The sequence below is a fragment of the Colwellia sp. MT41 genome (genome assembly GCF_001444365.1).
Classification (GTDB): Bacteria; Pseudomonadota; Gammaproteobacteria; order Enterobacterales; family Alteromonadaceae; genus Colwellia; species Colwellia marinimaniae.
Genome location: NZ_CP013145.1, coordinates 3,307,825 through 3,327,934, shown reverse-complemented (window position 1 = coordinate 3,327,934; position 20,110 = coordinate 3,307,825). Strand labels below are relative to the sequence as shown.

Sequence of the window (20,110 nt, the reverse complement as noted above, 5' to 3'; positions counted from 1 at the left end):
TTGAATAACCTTCATAAATTCAATGTGTTAACATCAGTTCGATTTTTAATTTAATACTACTTTATTCAAGGATGGATCCATGTGTTCAAATTTTGTTTTATCAATTCTTTTATTATTGTTAACGGCGTGCAGCCATAAGCAAAATAGCTTAGCTCTCATGACTGACAAAAACCTTAGTCAGCAACTCGTAGCAAATCACCTCGCCATTAATGTCGATAGCTCTGGGCAGCTTGAAAAGCAAGATTTAGCCGCCTTTGCAAAAAAAATTGCCAAGGTACGGATCCTCGCTTTAGGAGAACAAACACATGGCGCGGGCAGTGTCTTTGCTCTGAAAATAGATTTGATAAAATATTTACATCAACATCATGGTTTTGATTTGTTTATTTTAGAAAGTGGCATGTATGATGTACGGGAAATCATGCAACAAGCAAATGCTGGCAAATCAATAAAAAAATTAGCGCCAGGTAATATTTTTTATATGTATGCTAATAGCAAGGAAGTTACGCCTTTATTTGATTATGTTAACGAACAGCTAAATACTGACAATCCATTGACCATGGTCGGCTTTGACAGCCAGCATACCGGTGGACTATCTTTGGCGGGCCTTGTTAGCGATTTAACGAAAGCACAAGAAAAAATTGATAACACTTGGGTAAATAGTCCTAATTGGCAAGTGTTTTGCCAGCACATCCAACAAATTCTGGATGGCTCCAATGTCCGCTTACCCTTAGTACAAGAAACGTTGTTTTTTAGTCAACTCGATACCCTAGCAAGTAATTTTGACCGGCACGGTAATGGTTTTTGGTACCGTATAACCAAAGGGCTGGTCGCTCAAGCTAAAAGACAATGGCAACTTGCGGATAACCGTAGTGAGCAAATGGGTGAAAATATTAAATGGTGGGCAGAGCAATACCCAGATAAGAAAATCATAGTGTGGGCACATACTTGGCATTTAACTAAAGAGGGAAATAAGCAAGTAAATGCTGGAAAAGTGGTTAGTGAAGCCTTTGGTGATGCTTATTACATGGTACATTTTAGCGGTGAGCAAGGGCAATATTTAAGTTATATCGATTTGAAAAATAAAGAGCTCACTACGTTAAAGCAAAACTCAATAGAACAACTATTTAAGCAAGAGACATCCTCAGCGATTAATTATATTGAAAATAAAGGCTTATCACTACAAGGGAGTGACATAGAAGTTTTTGTCAATGATTATCAACAGACACTCCCAGCAAGTGAATGGTCTACTTATTGGGATGGTATGTTTATCCTCAAAGAAATAACACCGGCAATTTACCAACAATAAGGCATAGCTTAATTAATGTCGGTGTCTAGTTAGTATTCGTTGGGTCTTAGTTGGGTCTTAGTTGCGTTTTAGGGTAATAATTACACACTTAATTAGCGGTAAAGTATGAATAAAGTACTAAATTAAATTTTAAGTTAATTATTATTATAAAACGGTTGCCACTGATAATGTTTAACTATATTATACGCGCTCTTTAGAGAGTTCCACTCTGTAAAGAATGCCCCGATAGCTCAGTTGGTAGAGCAGAGGATTGAAAATCCTCGTGTCCCTGGTTCAAATCCGGGTCGGGGCACCATATAAAGATAAAGCCTCAGCACTACTAATTATAAATAGTAATGCTGAGGCTTTTTTCGTTGCTAAAGCTTAAACTTTATAAATTCTATATAAAGTTTGGCACGGAGCCCGCGCCTCTTTAACATTCAGTCACTAAACCTCAGTCAAAAAAAAGCAGCCGTATGTGTAACTCAACTGCTGCTTTAGTTAATACCTAGAGCTGCTTTTTTTAAAGCTGTTCCTTTAAAGAGAAGAGTAAATCTAACGCTTGTCTCGGGCTTAAATCATTCACATCAGTCTCTGCGAGAGTGGTTAGCACTGGGTGCTCATCTGGCGCTAAACTGAGTTGTTCAAAAGCATCACTTTGAATGGGCGAAGCGGTTAACTGATTCGATGTTTGCTGTTGCTCTAATTCGGCTAACCGTTGTTTTGCCCGCTTAATTACCGTTTTTGGCACACCCGCTAGTTGTGCTACTTGTAAGCCAAAACTTTTACTTGCTGCCCCTTCTTGTACTGCATGCATGAATATAATGCTATCGTCATGTTCCATAGCATCTAGGTGGACATTAGCAAGGGTATCAATCTGCTCTGCTAACAGAGTTAATTCGAAATAATGGGTGGCAAACAGGGTAAAAGCTTTGGTTTTAAGTGCCAGCATTTCTGCACACGCCCATGCTAGTGATAAGCCATCGTAGGTGCTGGTGCCACGACCTATCTCATCAAGTAATACTAAACTTCTATCGGTAGCGTTATGCAAGATATTGGCGGTTTCAGTCATTTCAACCATAAAGGTTGAACGGCCACTGGCTAAATCATCTGAGGCACCAATGCGAGTAAATATTCTATCTACTATGCCAATGGTGGCACTGTCCGCGGGGACATAACAACCGATATGGGCAAGTAAAACAATTAGGGCTGTTTGCCGCATATAAGTTGATTTACCACCCATGTTTGGTCCGGTGATGATCAGCATTTTACGTTGCTCAGTTAACAAAATCGGGTTAGCGATAAAGGCATTATTGGTCATTTGCTCAACGACAACATGGCGACCGGCATCAATACTAATACCTGCCTCGGCCACCAAGCTGGGCTTGACATAGTTTAACGCTAATGCGCGCTCTGCGAAGGTGGTTAACACATCAAGCTCGGCAATGGCTTGGCTTAATTGTTGTAATTCCGCTATATCTGGCATGACTTTATCGAATAATTCTTGATAGAGTGATTTTTCTAAGGCTAAGAATTTGCTTCGCGCGCTCAGCACCTTATGTTCATGCTCTTTTAATTCTTCGGTAATAAAACGTTCATTATTTTTTAATGTCTGGCGACGGATATAATTATCAGGGACATTAGCTGCAGCGGTGCGGCTCATTTCAATAAAAAAGCCATGGACCTTGTTATAGCCCACTTTTAGTGAGTGAATGCCAGTACGCTCTTTTTCGCGTTGTTCCAGCTGCTTTAAAAACTCGGTGGCGCCATCACTTAAATCTCGTAATACATCGAGTTCGCTATTATAACCAGGCGCGATAACACCGCCATCACGGATAAGTACTGGTGGGTTTTCGATAATGGCATGTTCAAGTAACCCTTGTAACTGCGGCATTGGTTGGCTTTGCTGTGCTAGGGTGTGTAAGTAACTTGGTTTAGCTAAGGTTAACTCTCTTTGCAGCTCAGGCAATTGTTGTAGCGCATGTCGTAAACGGGCAAAATCTCGTGGTCGTGCCGAGCGTAAGGCTATTCTCGAGACAATACGTTCAATGTCGCCCAAGCCTTTTAATATTGGCTGAATTGGTGTGATTAGATCTAATGCTATGATATCACTTACCGTATCTTGGCGATTATTAAGCACGGTTAAGTCGCGTAATGGAAAGTGTAACCAACGTTTCAGTAAACGCGAACCCATTGGCGTGCAGGATTTATCTAAAATGGCGGCAAGGGTGTTATCAAGTCCACCTTGCAAGTTTTGCGTTAGCTCTAAATTTCGTCTGGTGGCGGCATCAAGCACCACACCATTATTGGCCGATTCACAGATAATGGCACGAATATGGGGTAGGGCAGTGCGTTGAGTATCTTGAACATATTGAAATAAACAACCCGCTGCGGCTAGGCCTAATGGCTTATCATCAACACCAAAGCCGGTTAATTCTTTAGTATCGAACTGTTTATTTAACAAACTGATGGCGGTATCGAGATCAAACTCCCATTCGGGGCGACGACGTAAACCTTTTCTTTGCTCGATTAAACTAAAATCTTGTAGCGATTCGCTGTAGAGTAATTCTGCAGGAGATAACCTTTGCAGTTCAGCTAGCAGTTGTTCACTGGTTTGTGGCTCAGTCAAGACAAAGCGGCCACTGGCCATATCTAAATAAGCCAGACCAAAAGCGGGTGCTGGGTTGTTTTTTAGCTTTGCTTGCGGGGATTGATTGTCGACGATGGCGACAATCAGATTATCTTGCCTATCCGTTAGCAGTGCTTCATCACTGAGTGTTCCAGGAGTTATAACCCGTACCACTTTACGCTCAACCGGACCTTTGCTGGTCGCTGGATCGCCTATTTGTTCACAAATAGCGACTGACTCGCCCAACTTGACCAGCTTGGCTAAATAATTTTCAACCGCATGATAAGGTACACCGGCCATTGGAATAGCGTTACCGCCAGTTTTACCTCGAGCAGTAAGGGATATATCCAATAATTCAGAGGCTTTTTTGGCATCATCAAAAAACAACTCATAGAAGTCGCCCATGCGATAAAAGATCAAAATATTTGGAAACTCAGCCTTAATGGTTAAGTACTGGCGCATCATAGGGGTGTGGGATGAAAGATCTTTTATGGCAGTGGTCATGAAATGCTAAAACTCTTATGTTATGACTAGCTTAATACTAGGGAGGTTTACACCGATTGGTAATTCCCTAGATTATGCCATAAGCGCTATTAGCATTGCTTAACTTTTTGCTATTTATTGGCGGTAGAATTACTTATCTAGCCATCCAGGTATTAAACAAAGACCAAGCAACCAGCCACATAACTAAGGCAATAATTATATCTATGGTCATTTTTACTTTGGGTATGCTTAATTGTTTGGAAAGTTTTGCCGCGCCAAGTGCTAAACAACTAAACCAAGTTAATGAGCCCAATACGCAGCCAATGAGGAAATATACTTTGGCATCATCTGAGTATTGGCCACCAACACTGCCAATCACCATAACGGTATCAATGTAGGCATGTGGGTTTAAAAAAGTAACCGCTAAGGTTGTTAAGAAAACAATTTTTGCGGACTTCTTTTTTAACACAGTATCAGGCGTACTTTTACTTTGCGAAAATGCCGACTTCATTGACAGTAAACCATAAACACTGAGAAATATGATGCCACCCCAAGTGAGCATATTAAATAAGGTGGCGTTCTGTGACAGTAAAATACTGCCGCCAAGTACACCTATGCTGATGAGTAAGGCATCATAAAGCACAAAAAGAGCGGCGGTCATTTTGTGATGGTTTTGATTAATACCTTGGTTAATCAACATAGAGTTTTGTGTGCCTATGGGCATTATCATACTCAATGTTAGGGTAAAACCTTTGGCTAAAATTAATAAGCTCATGATGTCCTCGATAAAAATAGTCATAAAATTTGATAAGCGCTAGTGTGCACTAAGTAAAAGTTTTAATATAATTAATAATTATTAACTATCATTAGTAAAACTTATATAGGGGCTAGGGGATATGGCAAACTTTGATTATAAACATCTTGCGGCATTAGCTGAGGTTATTGAGCAGCAAAGCTTTGCATTAGCGGCACAAAAACTGTTTATCTCCCAATCGGCAATTTCTCAACGAATAAAAGCGCTAGAAGAACATATAGGGCAACCGGTACTTATTCGAAACCAACCCATTGTCGCTACGCTTGCCGGCGAACAAATTCTAAGCCACTTTAAGAAAGTTAAGCAACTTGAGCATGAACTTGTGCCAATACTGTATCCGGACAAACCGATAAAACCGATGAAAGTCTCTTTGGCTATTAATGCTGACAGTATTGCTACTTGGTTTATTGATGCTATTACGCCAATACTTAAGAATCACTTAGTGGAATTGAATTTAATTATTGAACATGAAGAGCGAACCTTAGACAAATTACGCAGCGGGCAAGCCATTGGCGCCGTAAGTGTTATTGAACAACCGTTAAAAGGTTATCGCTCTTTTAAACTAGGGAAGATGGAGTATTGCTTGGTGGCTAGTAAAGGTTTTGCGCAAAAATACTTTCCGGATGGGGTGAATCAAAGGTCGTTAACAATGGCGCCAGCGATAAGTTATGATCATAAAGATGATATGCATGTTCGCTATATTGCGAAACACTTTAATTTAGCGGCTAGTGAATATTATTGCCATAGCGTGTGCTCTTCAGAGGCGTTTGTTGCGCTAGTCAAGCAAGATGTTGCTTATTGCTTGTTACCCAAATTACAAATAGAACAAGAGTTAAATTCTGGTCAATTAATCAGTTTATGCCCAGATAAAAAATTAGTAGAAACATTATACTGGCATAGTTGGGTACTGGTAAAAGGTGTTAATAAAAAAATATCCGAGCAAATTGTTAAAATTGGCCGTGAAAAACTAGCACACTAATTTTTTGGCGATTTATAGTGCTTGCCTAAAATAATGTGACTGTTTATATTAGTGTCTGTTAATCTTTTCGAGCTTACTTTTACCGTAGTTCGTTTGATAGGTAAACAAGGTCGTGCATATGAGCTGGTGTGGCTAGATGAATTTTTTCGTTGTTGCTCCACAGTTACATAGCATAACTAGGCGACAAAACCCGCATCGCGATTAAAGTCGCTTAGCATTGAATGAAATTTAACCCTGAAAGGGCAATAGTCCCTAATAGATATTAGGTGTTATTTTGAGAACTGATTGAAACAATCCTATACACAACAAGAGAGTAAAGCATTAAGAACGTCGACACGAGTCGTTATCTTAACGAGCTTTTTGATCTTAATATTATTGGTCTCACAGAGTTTCTCAGCCAGTAATATCCATCAAAGCTATCAAGAGTCATTGATGGACTCAGTAACTGATCGTATCCTGTCAGATTATCAAGAGTATTTCGCCCAACTGCGTTTAGAAATTGATCTCTTTCAGCAAAAACAACTCAATGCTATCGAGCAATTACAACAGCAAGGTGAGCAAGCTTCTCAGCAAGCGTATATGGAAGTATTAACAGCGCTGAGCAGTGAGATCGATAACACCCGTTTATTTGCTTTGATTGATCAAGATGGCAAGGGTACTTTAAAGCATATAACGGGAAATTTTTTAGCTGACTGTGAAGAAGAAATTGCTGAAACAGTTCAAAATGGTGTGCAAAATAAATTATTCTTACACCGTAGCAAAAGCAGTATTCATTTTGACCTATTACAGCCCCTGGCGACTAAGTCAGGTAAAGGTGCTTTTTTCTTTGTTGCCTTTAACCCTGATGTTTTAATTAATTTACTAAAGAAATATCAACTACCACACCAGCAACTTTTTTTAATGCGTGCCGACTCGCTTGGCGAAGTAGAATTAACCACTGAAACGGAGCATAGTAACACCAGTGAATTAATTATCGGCGGTGAGTTGAAATCTTTTAACTTTGTCAAAGCCATTCCAAATACTCGCTGGCAATTAGCCATACGTTTATCACCACAATATAGCAGTAATTTATATCGCCAGAACTTGATTAAAGCACTACTTATCTGGCTGCTGTTAACCTTATTTATTTATGGTTTTTTCCGCCAGCAAAAACACAGTTTACGCAAGCAATTGCAAGTAGAGCAAGCATTAGCTTACGTGGATAATTATGACCAATTAACTGGCTTAGCCAATAGAGTGAATTTCGACCGACAGTTATCTGAGCATATTGAGGCCAATCACATACTTACCCATAACTCTATTAATGCCAACACTATAGCAAGTAAGCAAGTAGGTGTAGTCATACATATTGACTTGGATAAATTTCAAGTCATTAATAATAGTATCAGTTATGCCGTTGGTGATAAATTTCTCCATCAAATATCGATAAGCTTAAAAGAATTTCTTCCTGATGATGCTATTATTAGCCGCTTAGGTAATGATGAATTTGGCATACTTTTACCTGAGCTATTATTTAGTGAGGCAAAAGACTTTGCCCATAAAGTTCGCTTATTAATACAAAAAATTCGTATTGTTGAGTATCAACAAGATACTAATATTACCGCCAGTATTGGTGTCATCATTTTAGACCAGTCCATTTTTGATGCGCAACAAGTGTACTCATCTTTAGGGCGAGCGGTTAATTTGGCAAAAGAAAAAGGTGGTAATAGAGTACAAGTCTATCAAAGTGATGATGAACAACTGGTTTTGCACGCTAAAGAGATGGAAGCCGTGCATGATGTTGCTGAGGCACTTAAAGATGATCGTTTACTGTTATATCGTCAAAAAATAAAACCTCTTGGCCGACAAGGTAGCTGTCATTATGAGGTGCTGATACGAATGAAAAATGCCCAAGGAATGCTGGTTCCGCCTATTCATTTTATTCCAGCAGCGGAGAAATATGGTTTAATTAGACGAGTTGATCAATGGGTTATTGAAAATACCTTTAAAATGTTAGCTTTATCCCCTGATGATAAGGCCAGTTATAGCATCAATATATCAGGTGTTAGCATAGCTGATCGCGATATATATGATCAGGTAATCAGCCTATTTGAACAATATCAAATACCAGCAAAACGTATTTGCTTTGAAATAACAGAAACCTCGGCCATCACTCATTTAAAGTCAGCCCTGCATTTTATTGATAAAATGAAAGCTTTTGGCTGCCAATTTTCATTAGATGACTTTGGTAGTGGTTTATCCTCTTTTAGCTATTTACAAAAACTACCCGTAGACATCATAAAGATTGATGGTGCTTTTGTTCGGGATATGGACACTAACCCGATAAACCGTGTTTTTGTCGAAAATATTAAGCGCACTGCCGAGGCGATGAATAAAAAAACGATTGCTGAGTTTGTTGAAAATGCAGCCATTGAAAAAATACTAACCGACATTGGTATCGATTATGGCCAGGGCTATCATATTCATAAACCTGAACCTTGGTATGAGGCCAGCCAAAAGTAAACTCTAAATATTGACGATGGCGCATGAGATGGCTTAATCAATAACATGCCTATGTAGTTTACTCAGGAACTTTTTGTATACGTCATCTTCGAAGTCTCTGATCGAAGATCCATTGCTCTTTATACACTGGATCCCCGATTAAAACACCACGGGGATGACGATCCTGAGCCAAGTGCACAGGCATGATCAATAATGAAAAATATAGAATCCGTTGTAGGGATAAACAGACTGCTTCCCTCTCACCAAGGTAACTGCTAAGGCAGCGTTTTTTGGCAATATCACCATCTAACTCACCCTCAAAACGTGCCTTTGAGCCAGTAAAAAATATTGTTTAATACTCATCTACGATTGATGTTGAATAAGTTGATAGCGTCATTCCTTAACCTTAACCTTAACCTTAACCTTAACCTGAACTCAGGATAATATCTGGTTGATATTTAAGTAAAATCGACGGGTTACATTCGATGATAAATTTAACCAGCAATTGAAATCACTATATAGCCAATCAATGGCTCAATGTATTCGATTATCAAGGCAAGGCGTTTATTAATAGCGGGCTATTTATCGACATTTTAACGCAGAGTTCAGGTTACTTTATGCCCTGATGGCTAAACTTGATAATATTGCCAGGAAAAATAAAAATTTAAATAGTAGATAAATAACCATAGATAATTAAATAGTAACTTTTTTAAATAAAAAAATAAAAAGTTACATTCTATTTAAAAGTATAATTATATCAGGAGCTTAAAAGTATCTATGCTTTAATTTATTTCCAGTAAAAAAATAAAAATTTAAAAGCTTGATACTGTACGACCATACAGTATACTTGCGTTATTAAATTGAAACCATGAAGATGAAATAGCGATATAATCGCGGAGCAACTATGAAAGACGATAAAGAAAAAGCATTATCTGCTGCCTTAAGCCAAATCGAGAGACAATTCGGTAAAGGGTCAATTATGAAGCTTGGTGATAATACCACTATGGACATAGAAACTATTTCTACCGGTTCTTTAGGTTTGGATATTGCCTTAGGCGCTGGTGGTTTACCGTTAGGTCGGGTGGTTGAAATTTATGGTCCAGAGTCAAGTGGTAAAACTACGTTAACTCTTGAGGTTATTGCCTCAGCCCAACGAGAGGGGCGAACCTGTGCTTTTATAGATGCTGAACATGCACTTGATCCTATCTATGCCAAAAAGTTAGGGGTAGATATTGATCAATTACTTATTTCTCAGCCCGATACCGGTGAACAAGCTTTAGAGATTGTTGATATGCTAGCTCGCTCTGGTGCTATTGATGTGATTGTCGTTGATTCTGTGGCCGCGTTAACACCTAAAGCTGAAATTGAAGGTGATATGGGTGATTCTCATATGGGACTTCAAGCTCGAATGATGAGTCAAGCGATGCGTAAATTAACCGGTAATCTTAAAACATCAAACACCATGTTAATTTTCATTAACCAAATTCGCATGAAAATCGGCGTAATGTTTGGCTCGCCAGAAACAACTACTGGTGGTAATGCGTTAAAGTTTTATGCTTCTATTCGTTTAGATATTCGTCGTATCGGCGCGGTTAAAAATGGTGATGAAATCATTGGTAATGAAACACGCGTAAAAGTAGTTAAAAATAAAATAGCACCACCATTTAAACAAGCTGAATTTCAAATTATTTATGGTAAAGGCATCAATAGTTTAGGTGAATTAATTGAGTTGGGCGTTAAACATGGTTTTGTTGAAAAAGCCGGTGCTTGGTATAGCTGTAATGGCGAACGTATTGGCCAAGGTAAAGCGAATGCCGCTAAATACTTAGAAGAACATCCTGATATGGCCAAGGATGTAGATACTAAGTTACGTGATATGCTTTTAAACAAAACGGCAGAAGAAGATAAAGCAGTAGACAAAGCCGTAGACAAAGCAGAAGCAGTAGAAAAAGTGGCTGATGTCGCTGAATAATTATCTTTATTGGCTAAGTAACGGCTAAAGATAAATCAAAAAAAAGGTAACCTTAGAGCTAAGGTTACCTTTTTTTATGCCAGTATAAAATGGACTAGTGGTTGTGACCACAACCCCCTTCACCATGAACATGGCCATGTTCAAGTTCGTCAGCAGTCGCTGCACGTACTTCAATAATTTCAACATCAAAGCTTAAGTCTAAGCCTGCCAGCGGGTGGTTGCCATCAACGGTAATTTCATCATCTTGTACATCAATAACAATAACCGTTTGTTCACCATCGTCTGTTGCAGCACGTAATTGTGTGCCTAGGCTGAGATCTTCAACACCAGCTAGATCTGCTCTAGGTATCTTTTGCACATAATTATCATTACGTTCACCGTAAGCTTGTTGACAAGATAGCGCCACTTCGAATTGATCACCCGCTTGGTGATCAATAAGGGCATCATCTAAGCCAGCAATTAAATAGCCAGTACCTTGAATAATAGCCATCGGCTTATCATCGTATGAACTATCGATTAAAGTACCTTCGCCGTCAGATACGGCATAATGCATAACAACAACATTATGTTTTGCAATTTTCATTTTTTATCCTAATCATTCAAGTATTGTGCTTATACAGGGGCAAGGGTGTATACCCTTGTTGCCTCAAAGTGAAGGGTTCAGCTGGAATTAGATACGTCTTTAGGCAAGGCGTTGATTGACGATAATGGTTATTCCATTGTCGAAATCAAGAACGTAGCATAATGCGTATCTAAACCAGCCCTGCGGGAATTCCTGAGAGGTTCATGCTCATCGTTGCATCTATTTTTAAGGGAGTAACCCTGAATAAAAAGATGCGCCTTAATCATGAATCACTCAGGATTTCTGAAACTCTTATTTTGAAGTATCGAGGGTATATGGTAATGCTTGCTTTGTTACTACGCTGGCAACTTGTGCAGCGATACGCATGGTAGGTTGGTCAGCATCATTAGCTAAAATCGCTTGTAGGTAACAGTTGCCATCATCGGCTTGATAATAGGCTAGAATATCGCCGGCTTTTCGCCAGTTCTCGCCTAATTGCTTTTGTATTACGTCATCCTCTTGTAGGTCCTGCTCAAGTTGGCTATGCAGAGAAAATAGTGCGCGTTTGTTTTTACCTAAATATTGCATTCTAGCGACCGTTTCTTGCCCTAAGTAACAGCCTTTGGTGAAACTAATACCATTAATGGCTTGTAAGTTAAGCATCTGGGGCACGTAATGGCCGCTAGTGCTGGCGGTTAATATAGGAAACCCTTGGGTTATTTCTAATAAATCCCATACCTTTTGTGAAAACATCGGTAGTGCCAAGGATGTAACTAGTGAGGTAATAGCGGCTGGATCATCTATGATGATATAGCGAGGCTGTTCACCTGAGATATAAACTAAGCTGGTTGAGTTAATTTGTACCACTGGGTTTAAAGTATCAGGTACTTGAGAGAATTCACGCTGTAATAAAACACTGGCTTGTTCACCCACTAAGGCGATAAACGTTAAGTCTTTAACTTCTTCAATAGTGACCTTAGCGAAAACAGCAAATTTTTTCAACGCGTTAAGTGAGCTGTCAATACTGGTTTTAGGTTGTAATAATAAGTGAGCAGCTGAGCGGTTAATTAATCTGAAAACAGAAAAAACTTTTCCCTTAGCATCACAGTGAGCACCGACAAGTAAGCTTTGCTCTGTGCTGTTATTAACATCACAGGTTACTTGTCCTTGCAAATATTTACTTTGCTCTTCACCAGATAAAGAAATGGCGCCAAAATTGTTAAGCTCAATAAGATAGGTACTTGGCAACTGAGTTAAAGCAGGTAATTGTGTATTGGTTGTTATTGTCATAATGAACTCTATGAAAAAGCGTGGGACTAGCTTTGCTGGACGATTAAAGGTTAACTATAGAATAGGGACGAAATTGCTAAAAACAACTAGATCTTGGATTTATATTAGTTAAAATTAGTGTTTTTAATAGCTGTGCTCGGTGAGTTATTGCTACAATGCCCGTGTGATAATCAATTAAGGGTATTTATGTCTGGTAATGACGTTTCAAGCAATACAGTGACACATGATGAAAACTCTACTAGTGTGTTAAAAGTTAATAAGGCTAAGCTAAAGTGGGCATGTCGTCGCGGAATGTTAGAATTAGATGTATTGTTTATTCCTTTTGTTGATGAAGCCTATGATGACTTATCAATAAAAGAGCAGTTCACCTTTGAACGTTTACTCACTTGCCAAGACCCAGAATTATTTGCATGGTTTATGGGGCATGAACATTGTGAAGACACAGAACTCAACGCTATGGTGCAATTTATACTCAAACGCGTCAAACTATAATATTAATGTTCGAAACTCTCGCTATAAGCTAGCATTATATAGCTTTGTAGTCGTGTTAATATGCTTAACTATCCTTGTTAGTACTAGCTTTTATTATCTTTTAGCTCAATGCTTGGCCCTAGTAAGTCTAATAGGTCTTAGTGTGTTTTTATCCATTAACAATGCTAGCGCCATAAGCCGTTCTTTTACCTTAACGGCAACTGGCGGCTTTTATCTAGCTGGCAGTCCGACAAGTTATCAACTATTAGCAGCAAGTAGAGTAAGCTTTATCGGCTGTTGGTTAGTTATGGTACCAAGTGAGCCGATACTCACGCCACGCAGTAATGCCGCCAATAACATCCCTAAACAGTTATTTATATATAGGGATAGCTTTTCTAAGCAAGACTTTTCTCGTCTTGCTCGGGTAATAAAGCAACTCGGTGACGTCACCTAAAGACGCATATTATTAGCTTAGATTAACGGGTGAAAGGATTGTTGGTTGAGCGGTAGGTAACATATCGGGGTAATCTAAGGTGTAATGCAAGCCTCTACTTTCTTTTCGCTCCATGGCACACTTTATGATGAGCTCAGCTACTTGCACTAAGTTTCTTAATTCCAGTAAATTATTACTTACTTTAAAGTTCTGGTAATAATCTTCAATTTCTTGTTGTAATAACTCTACTCGATGCAATGCTCGTTCAAGGCGTTTTGTTGTCCGGACAATGCCGACATAATCCCACATAAATAATCTTAATTCGTGCCAATTATGTTGAATAACAACTTCTTCATCCGAGTCGGTTACGCGGCTTTCATCCCATGGCGGTAGGGTTAAATAGCGATTATCTTGTCTTAACGTTGCACTAATCTCGACAGCTGCAGCGCGGGCAAAGACCAGGCATTCGAGCAGTGAATTACTGGCTAAACGATTGGCACCGTGCAGGCCGGTATATGACATTTCACCAATGGCATAAAGTTGGCTAATATCAGTTTTACCTTGTTTATTCACCATCACTCCGCCACAGGTATAATGCGCGGCAGGTACGATAGGAATAGGTTGTTTAGTGATATCAATGCCCAAAGACATGGTTTTTTCATAAATAGTAGGGAAGTGCTGTTTGATAAATTCACTGGATTTGTGACTAATATCAAGGTACATACAATCAGCACCTAAACGTTTCATTTCATAATCAATAGCCCGAGCGACAATATCACGCGGTGCTAATTCGGCACGCTCGTCAAAGTCGGGCATAAAACGACTGCCATCAGGGCGTCTTAGCTTGGCGCCTTCGCCGCGCAGTGCTTCTGTTAATAAAAAAGTACCCGCTGAAGGATGAAATAAACAGGTTGGATGAAATTGATTAAACTCCATATTGGCAACGCGACAGCCAGCACGCCATGCCATCGCAATACCATCACCACTGGCTACATCAGGATTCGAGGTGTATTGGTAAACTTTACTGGCGCCACCAGTAGCCAAAATAGTTTTTTGTGCATAAATACTTTCTACTTTTTCAGTATTTCTATTCCATATATAAGCACCAATACATTGTTTTGCTTGATTACCCGTGGAGCTAGGCTGACAAATAAGGTCTATGGCATTAAAACGTTCAAATATACGTATACGAGAATGTTGCTTAACTTGCTCGGCTAAAGTAAGTTGAATTGCTTGCCCAGTAGCATCAGCCGCATGTAAAATCCTGCGATGGCTATGACCACCTTCGCGGGTTAAATGATAGCGGTCTGCGCCATTATTTCCTGGCTCTTTATCAAAGGCGACACCTTGGCTTATTAGCCACTCTAGACAAGATTTAGCATTTTCAATGGTAAAGCGGACGATTTCTTCGTCACATAGACCGGCACCGGCAATTAAAGTATCTTCAATATGAGCAGTAACACTATCATTTTCATCAAATACCGCGGCAATACCACCTTGAGCATAAAAAGTAGAGCCTTCATTTAAGGGCCCTTTACTTAAAATTACCACATCGGCATTTTTAGCTAGATGTAGCGCTAAAGTTAAACCTGCGGCGCCACTGCCGATGATTAAAACATCACAATTATTTTGTTGGGTCATGCGGTATTGGTTAAATTCTGCTGTTAAAGCGAATATATAAGTTAAGAAATTTGAGGTATTCTATAATACATAGATATAAGCCGCCAGATAATAGCGTTTAAATACCTTCTGGCATTAATAATATCATTGCTCGATAAACCAATAATGCACATTGTTAAAAAAGATCAAAAATAAAAAGAACTTTTTATAAAAACATAAGTCTTATTTTATGCGTTTGTTACGAGCCAATGGAAAATATGAGTACAAATCAATTGTCAGTGTTAAAGGATATGGCTCAAAAGAGCGAACTAAATATAGATCAACAATTAGTTGAGCGGGTTCAGCGTGGCGATAAAAATGCGTTTAACCTGTTGGTAACTAAATATCAGCACAAAGTTGCCAATTTAGTGAGTCGCTATGTTAAAAATCATAGCGATGTACCCGATATAGTACAAGAGGCTTTTATTAAAGCCTATAGAGCATTACCGAATTTTAGAGGTGAAAGTGCTTTTTATACTTGGCTATATCGTATTGCGGTTAATTGTGCAAAAAACCACAGTGTGGCGCTTGCTCGTAAACCGCCAAGTAACGATGTAGAAATCGATGATGCGGAGCTTTATGATGCTGGTGGTGCTTTACGAGAGAATGCCTCTCCTGAAAAGATCTTACTTACCGCGGAAATTAAGACCATTATCTTTAGTACCATGGCGTCATTACCTGAAGATTTAAGGTTAGCGATTAATTTTCGCGAAATTGAAGGTTTAAGCTATGAAGAAATTGCGACGATAATGGAGTGTCCAGTAGGCACCGTGCGTTCACGTATATTTAGAGCACGTGATGCCATAGACAAGAAAATTAGACCCTTGTTACAAAAAAGTAACTAAGTCATTTGTGAACGAAAAATTTAACTAAGTGTTTTTAAGGTAAAGGTATGAGTGAATTTAAATCAGAGTCAATATCTTCATTAGTGGATAACTACTCGCCATCAACAGACGATAGTGTCAGTGCAAACTTAGTTGATAATATGCTCAAGGATGAACACTTATCAAGTACTTGGCAAACCTATCACTTAATCGGTGATGTATTACGTGATGAGGTACCTCAATCACTGCAACTCGACTTAAGCAAAACAATTTCAGCTGCTATTGCTCTCGAGGCGACGATATTATCACCTAACTCATCTACACAAGCTTTTGTACAGCAAGATGCGAAAAGTGATGACTCTTCGTCTGCCGACAATGTGCTTTTACCAGTAAGTGAAACGGTGCAAAATACCAACACTGTTATCGATGCCAGCATGCGTTTTAAAGCCAAAATATCCAGTTTTGTTAAACCCATGGGGCAGGTTGCTATTGCAGCTTCGGCAGCCGCTTTAATGATTGTTGGTGTGCAAAATAATGTTGCAGAAAACTCAATTCCAGTAACACCAAGCCAGGTGGTGCAAACCATGCCTTTAACTGGTTATGCCAACCCAGTAAGCTTTACCATGCAATCACCTCAAGGTGAGTCAAGCCAGCAAAACAAAAAAGTACTGAATGAGCAGTTAGCTGGCGAAAGAGCGGCACAACAGCGTCGGTTACACGCGCTGTTAAAAGATCATAACCAACAAGTGAAATTAGGCAGCAATATAAAATAGCTTGATTGGTTGAATTAGTTGATAATTAAACTTTCAGCCAACCTCTTTGAGAACCTATGAAATTTTCGGCACTTTTGTTATTGCTGTTAAGCGTTAATGTATCAGCTATAGCTGATACAGAGTCAGCCAAGCTTTGGTTAGAGCAACTATCAAAATCATTACGTCAGCTAAATTTTACTACCTCTTTTGTTGTCGTTAAAAATAATCATGCCGAGCCCTATCATTGGTTGCATGGCATTGCCGAAGATAGTCAAGAGTTAGAGATTTTTTCCCGCCTTAATGGCCCTCGCCGTGATATATTGCGCCAAGGGGCTATTGTTAGCTATATCGAACCCGAACAAGAACCTTATTCAATTATTTCTAATGATGTTAACAGCCCTATCCCGACAATTTTTCGCGGTGATATTAGTGCGATTGAAGATAGCTATCGTTTTATTTCTGTCGGCCGCAGTCGAGTGTTGGGCCGAGTTGCGCAGCTGGTACGTATTGTCGCAAAAGATAAGTACCGTTATAGTTATTGGCTTTGGCTTGATCAGCAGACCGGTCTGCTGTTAAAAATGGCGATATTTACCCGTCAAGGGCTGTTACTAGAGCAAATTCAATTTACCCACCTTGAAGTTAGTGAGCAGTTATCGGAAAACTTAGTGCAATTGCAATCATCTGAATTGCCAGGTGTTATTAAGTTAAATAATCAACAACAAAACAAAAGTCTGTCTTGGCAAGTTGATTGGTTACCGCAAGGTTTTTCTGTGATAAAATCTAACCAACATCAGCTAAATAACTATCATCAGGGTGATGATAAAGCCGTTGAGTTTATGTTGTTTTCAGATGGCTTAGTTGAAATATCTGTCTATGTTAGCCTTAGTCATGAAAAGTTTAGAGCGCCTGAATATGCAAGTGATGGCGCAACAATAATCTTTAATCAGATAATTCAAGGCATTGAGGTTGGCGTGGTTGGAGCTATTCCTCTAGCTACCGCCAAAAAAATTGCCGAATCTATTGTTGCTGTAACAAAAATGAAGGTAAGCAATAATACTCAACGTGGGATAAAGGGAGCAGAAAGATGATTAAAGAGCTCGCCAATGTCGTTGCTATTGAAGCTGGGCAAGTTACCGTTACCAGTCAAATAAAATCAGCATGCAGTGGTTGTGCACAAGTTGATAGCTGTGGCAGTGGCCAAATCGCTAAAGCACTGCCACAAGCCAAGCTTACCCTAACGTTACCCTATGATCGTAATGTTATTGGTCAAACCCTAAAGCTGGGTGATAGTGTCGTATTAACTTTGCCGGAAAAACATGTATTATCGAGCGCCGGTCAAGTCTATTTACTACCTTTATTTGGCTTGATTACGTTTTCCGCCGTCGGACAATGGCTGGTTAACCAGCAAATATTAGCCCATGAGTTAATTGCACTAGGTTTGGGTTTAATAGGAGGCTACTTGGGTTATAGGCTGGCTAAGTTTAAGCAAAAACAAGGCAAAAATAGTGAAAACTTACAGCCTAAGATCATTGAAGTTGTTCCTTCGCCAAGCCAAGGTAAATAAAGTCTTAGTCTGTTACGGCTTGAAACAAAAGATATCTGAACAAAAGATAGCCCCAAGGCAGTTAATTCGTTAAAATCACGCCATTATATTATTTTAACGCTTTTTATTTGACTGCCTTTTATGAAAAACATTCGAAATTTCTCAATTATTGCCCACATTGATCACGGTAAATCAACTCTTGCTGACCGTCTAATACAACATTGCGGTGGTTTAGAAGACCGAGAAATGGAAGCGCAAGTGCTTGATTCTATGGATATAGAAAAAGAGCGTGGTATTACCATTAAAGCACAAAGTGTTACCTTAGACTATAAAGCAAAAGATGGTGAAACTTACCAACTAAACTTTATTGATACCCCTGGCCATGTCGATTTCTCCTATGAAGTCTCACGTTCTTTGGCTTCATGTGAAGGCGCTTTATTGGTGGTAGACGCAGGGCAAGGTGTGGAAGCACAAACCGTTGCTAACTGCTATACCGCCATTGAAATGGATTTAGAAGTTATTCCAATTTTAAATAAAATTGATTTACCGCAAGCCGAACCAGAACGTGTTGCTGAAGAAATAGAACATATCATAGGTATTGATGCTACGGATGCCGTAACTTGCTCGGCTAAAACAGGTTTGGGCATTGTAGATGTATTAGAAACTATCGTTAAAAATATCCCACCACCAAAAGGTGATAGAGATGCACCATTACAAGCTTTGATTGTAGACTCATGGTTTGATAATTACCAAGGTGTTGTTTCACTGGTTCGGATAATGAATGGTGAAGTTAAAAAAGGCGATAAAATGTTGGTGATGTCTACTGGGCAAGTTCACCAAATCGATAAAATCGGAATTTTCACCCCTAAACAAAAAGAAACGGGCATTTTAAGAACAGGTGAAGTTGGCTTTATTATTGCCGGCATCAAAGAAATTCACGGTGCGCCAGTGGGCGATACTATCACTATCAGTAAAAAAGAAGCGTCTAAGCCATTAAAAGGTTTTGCTAAAGCTCAGCCACAAGTTTACGCAGGCATATTTCCAATAAGCTCAGAAGATTATGAAAACTTTAGAGATGCACTGAATAAATTAAGCCTTAACGATGCCTCTTTATTTTTTGAACCAGAAAACTCATCCGCCTTAGGTTTTGGTTTTCGTATCGGTTTTCTTGGCATGTTGCACATGGAAATCGTTCAAGAGCGTCTTGCTCGTGAATATGATCTTGATTTAATTACCACAGCGCCAACGGTAAATTATGAAATTGTCTGTACTAATGGTGACTTGTTATCTATTGATAACCCTTCCGACTTACCTGCAGTTAATAATATTGATGAAATTCGAGAGCCTATTGTTCAAGCAAATATATTAGTACCACAAGAGTATCTAGGCAATGTGATTAAGCTTTGTATTCAAAAACGTGGTGTACAAAAAGATATTATTTATCATGGTAATCAAGTGGCAGTTACTTATGAATTACCGATGGCTGAAGTGGTGATGGACTTTTTTGACAAACTCAAATCTACCAGTCGTGGTTATGCATCACTAGATTATCATTTTATTAGATTTCAGACTGCCGATATGGTGCGAGTGGATGTGATGATCAATGGTGACAGAGTAGATGCTTTAGCTATGATCACCCATAGAACTCATTCAGCCGCACGTGGACGTTTATTAGTAGATAAACTCAAAGAGTTGATTCATCGTCAGCAGTTTGATATTGCTATTCAAGCGGCTATTGGCAATAACGTTATTGCGAGAACAACTGTTAAACAGTTACGTAAAAATGTTACGGCTAAATGTTACGGTGGTGATATTAGTCGTAAGAAAAAGCTTTTGCAAAAGCAAAAGGATGGTAAAAAACGCATGAAGCAAGTGGGTAATGTTGAAGTACCACAAGAAGCGTTTTTAGCCGTGCTTAAGCTCGATAGTTAGT

General features: G+C 39.1%; 16 protein-coding genes and 1 tRNA gene. 12 read left to right on the top strand and 5 right to left on the bottom strand.

The window, feature by feature from the left end:
- Positions 1-157: 157 nt before the first annotated feature.
- Together CMT41_RS14155 and CMT41_RS14150 are read left to right on the top strand one after the other, a co-directional pair.
- Positions 158-1,306, top strand: coding sequence for an erythromycin esterase family protein (locus tag CMT41_RS14155; RefSeq protein WP_198149752.1), 1,149 nt, complete (start codon positions 158-160; stop codon positions 1,304-1,306).
- A 219-nt stretch (positions 1,307-1,525) separates the two neighbouring features.
- Positions 1,526-1,601: transfer RNA gene (locus tag CMT41_RS14150), tRNA-Phe, on the top strand.
- A gap of 207 nt (positions 1,602-1,808) precedes the next feature.
- On the opposite strand, the gene mutS is transcribed toward CMT41_RS14150, so the two are convergent.
- Positions 1,809-4,418 carry a DNA mismatch repair protein MutS gene (gene mutS, locus CMT41_RS14145; RefSeq protein ID WP_058027634.1) on the bottom strand — a complete coding sequence of 870 codons (2,610 nt, stop codon included), beginning with the start codon at positions 4,416-4,418 and terminating at the stop codon, positions 1,809-1,811.
- Between the two features lie 133 nt (positions 4,419-4,551).
- Positions 4,552-5,172 carry a LysE/ArgO family amino acid transporter gene (locus CMT41_RS14140; protein WP_057181946.1) on the bottom strand — a complete coding sequence of 207 codons (621 nt, stop codon included), beginning with the start codon at positions 5,170-5,172 and terminating at the stop codon, positions 4,552-4,554.
- A gap of 121 nt (positions 5,173-5,293) precedes the next feature.
- Between CMT41_RS14140 and CMT41_RS14135 the strand changes: the two genes are divergently transcribed.
- The 3 genes from CMT41_RS14135 (at position 5,294) to recA (ending at position 10,643) form a co-directional block, all read left to right on the top strand.
- A complete protein-coding gene (locus CMT41_RS14135; protein WP_057181944.1) occupies positions 5,294-6,190 on the top strand; it encodes an ArgP/LysG family DNA-binding transcriptional regulator in 897 nt (298 codons plus the stop codon).
- A gap of 285 nt (positions 6,191-6,475) precedes the next feature.
- Positions 6,476-8,692 carry a putative bifunctional diguanylate cyclase/phosphodiesterase gene (locus CMT41_RS14130; protein WP_157466384.1) on the top strand — a complete coding sequence of 739 codons (2,217 nt, stop codon included), beginning with the start codon at positions 6,476-6,478 and terminating at the stop codon, positions 8,690-8,692.
- Positions 8,693-9,575: 883 nt separating this feature from the next.
- Positions 9,576-10,643: a recombinase RecA gene (gene recA, locus CMT41_RS14125; protein ID WP_058027632.1), complete on the top strand. Its 1,068-nt coding sequence runs from the start codon at positions 9,576-9,578 to the stop codon at positions 10,641-10,643.
- A gap of 94 nt (positions 10,644-10,737) precedes the next feature.
- On the opposite strand, the gene CMT41_RS14120 is transcribed toward recA, so the two are convergent.
- Both CMT41_RS14120 and ygfZ read right to left on the bottom strand, forming a co-directional pair.
- Entirely contained in the window at positions 10,738-11,226 is a 489-nt protein-coding gene (locus CMT41_RS14120) for an FKBP-type peptidyl-prolyl cis-trans isomerase (protein ID WP_057181938.1), read from the bottom strand.
- A gap of 291 nt (positions 11,227-11,517) precedes the next feature.
- Positions 11,518-12,495, bottom strand: a complete 978-nt coding sequence (ygfZ, locus tag CMT41_RS14115) for a tRNA-modifying protein YgfZ (protein ID WP_057181936.1) — start codon at positions 12,493-12,495, stop codon at positions 11,518-11,520.
- A 186-nt stretch (positions 12,496-12,681) separates the two neighbouring features.
- Between ygfZ and CMT41_RS14110 the strand changes: the two genes are divergently transcribed.
- Both CMT41_RS14110 and CMT41_RS14105 read left to right on the top strand, forming a co-directional pair.
- A complete protein-coding gene (locus CMT41_RS14110; RefSeq protein WP_197410289.1) occupies positions 12,682-12,987 on the top strand; it encodes an FAD assembly factor SdhE in 306 nt (101 codons plus the stop codon).
- Positions 12,988-13,129: 142 nt separating this feature from the next.
- Positions 13,130-13,420: a hypothetical protein gene (locus CMT41_RS14105; protein ID WP_057181934.1), complete on the top strand. Its 291-nt coding sequence runs from the start codon at positions 13,130-13,132 to the stop codon at positions 13,418-13,420.
- Positions 13,421-13,432: 12 nt separating this feature from the next.
- On the opposite strand, the gene nadB is transcribed toward CMT41_RS14105, so the two are convergent.
- Complete coding sequence (gene nadB / locus CMT41_RS14100; RefSeq protein WP_057181932.1) at positions 13,433-15,040, bottom strand: L-aspartate oxidase; 1,608 nt, start codon at positions 15,038-15,040, stop codon at positions 13,433-13,435.
- 236 nt (positions 15,041-15,276) lie between these two features.
- Here nadB and rpoE point away from each other — a divergent pair, with 236 nt between their 5' ends.
- From rpoE to lepA, 5 genes are all read left to right on the top strand, one after another.
- Complete coding sequence (gene rpoE, locus CMT41_RS14095; protein ID WP_197410288.1) at positions 15,277-15,903, top strand: RNA polymerase sigma factor RpoE; 627 nt, start codon at positions 15,277-15,279, stop codon at positions 15,901-15,903.
- Between the two features lie 47 nt (positions 15,904-15,950).
- Complete coding sequence (locus CMT41_RS14090; protein ID WP_058027631.1) at positions 15,951-16,655, top strand: sigma-E factor negative regulatory protein; 705 nt, start codon at positions 15,951-15,953, stop codon at positions 16,653-16,655.
- A 56-nt stretch (positions 16,656-16,711) separates the two neighbouring features.
- Entirely contained in the window at positions 16,712-17,722 is a 1,011-nt protein-coding gene (locus CMT41_RS14085; RefSeq protein ID WP_058027630.1) for a MucB/RseB C-terminal domain-containing protein, read from the top strand.
- Positions 17,719-18,198 (top strand): SoxR reducing system RseC family protein, encoded by a 480-nt coding sequence (locus tag CMT41_RS14080; RefSeq protein WP_057181926.1) that lies wholly within the window; start codon positions 17,719-17,721, stop codon positions 18,196-18,198. Before CMT41_RS14085 ends, CMT41_RS14080 begins: the two co-directional genes overlap by 4 nt.
- Positions 18,199-18,318: 120 nt before the next feature.
- On the top strand, positions 18,319-20,109 hold the full coding sequence (gene lepA, locus CMT41_RS14075; protein WP_057181924.1) for a translation elongation factor 4: 1,791 nt from the start codon (positions 18,319-18,321) through the stop codon (positions 20,107-20,109).
- Position 20,110 lies beyond the last annotated feature (1 nt).

What these genes read in the sequence shown, in the direction of transcription:
- CMT41_RS14155 (WP_198149752.1), top strand. Translation starts at nt 158, where the DNA reads ATGACTGACAAAAACCTTAGTCAGCAACTCGTAGCAAATCACCTCGCC.
- mutS (WP_058027634.1), bottom strand. Translation starts at nt 4,418, where the DNA reads ATGACCACTGCCATAAAAGATCTTTCATCCCACACCCCTATGATGCGC.
- CMT41_RS14140 (WP_057181946.1), bottom strand. Translation starts at nt 5,172, where the DNA reads ATGAGCTTATTAATTTTAGCCAAAGGTTTTACCCTAACATTGAGTATG.
- CMT41_RS14135 (WP_057181944.1), top strand. Translation starts at nt 5,294, where the DNA reads ATGGCAAACTTTGATTATAAACATCTTGCGGCATTAGCTGAGGTTATT.
- recA (WP_058027632.1), top strand. Translation starts at nt 9,576, where the DNA reads ATGAAAGACGATAAAGAAAAAGCATTATCTGCTGCCTTAAGCCAAATC.
- CMT41_RS14120 (WP_057181938.1), bottom strand. Translation starts at nt 11,226, where the DNA reads ATGAAAATTGCAAAACATAATGTTGTTGTTATGCATTATGCCGTATCT.
- ygfZ (WP_057181936.1), bottom strand. Translation starts at nt 12,495, where the DNA reads ATGACAATAACAACCAATACACAATTACCTGCTTTAACTCAGTTGCCA.
- CMT41_RS14110 (WP_197410289.1), top strand. Translation starts at nt 12,682, where the DNA reads ATGTCTGGTAATGACGTTTCAAGCAATACAGTGACACATGATGAAAAC.
- nadB (WP_057181932.1), bottom strand. Translation starts at nt 15,040, where the DNA reads ATGACCCAACAAAATAATTGTGATGTTTTAATCATCGGCAGTGGCGCC.
- rpoE (WP_197410288.1), top strand. Translation starts at nt 15,277, where the DNA reads ATGAGTACAAATCAATTGTCAGTGTTAAAGGATATGGCTCAAAAGAGC.
- CMT41_RS14090 (WP_058027631.1), top strand. Translation starts at nt 15,951, where the DNA reads ATGAGTGAATTTAAATCAGAGTCAATATCTTCATTAGTGGATAACTAC.
- CMT41_RS14085 (WP_058027630.1), top strand. Translation starts at nt 16,712, where the DNA reads ATGAAATTTTCGGCACTTTTGTTATTGCTGTTAAGCGTTAATGTATCA.
- CMT41_RS14080 (WP_057181926.1), top strand. Translation starts at nt 17,719, where the DNA reads ATGATTAAAGAGCTCGCCAATGTCGTTGCTATTGAAGCTGGGCAAGTT.
- lepA (WP_057181924.1), top strand. Translation starts at nt 18,319, where the DNA reads ATGAAAAACATTCGAAATTTCTCAATTATTGCCCACATTGATCACGGT.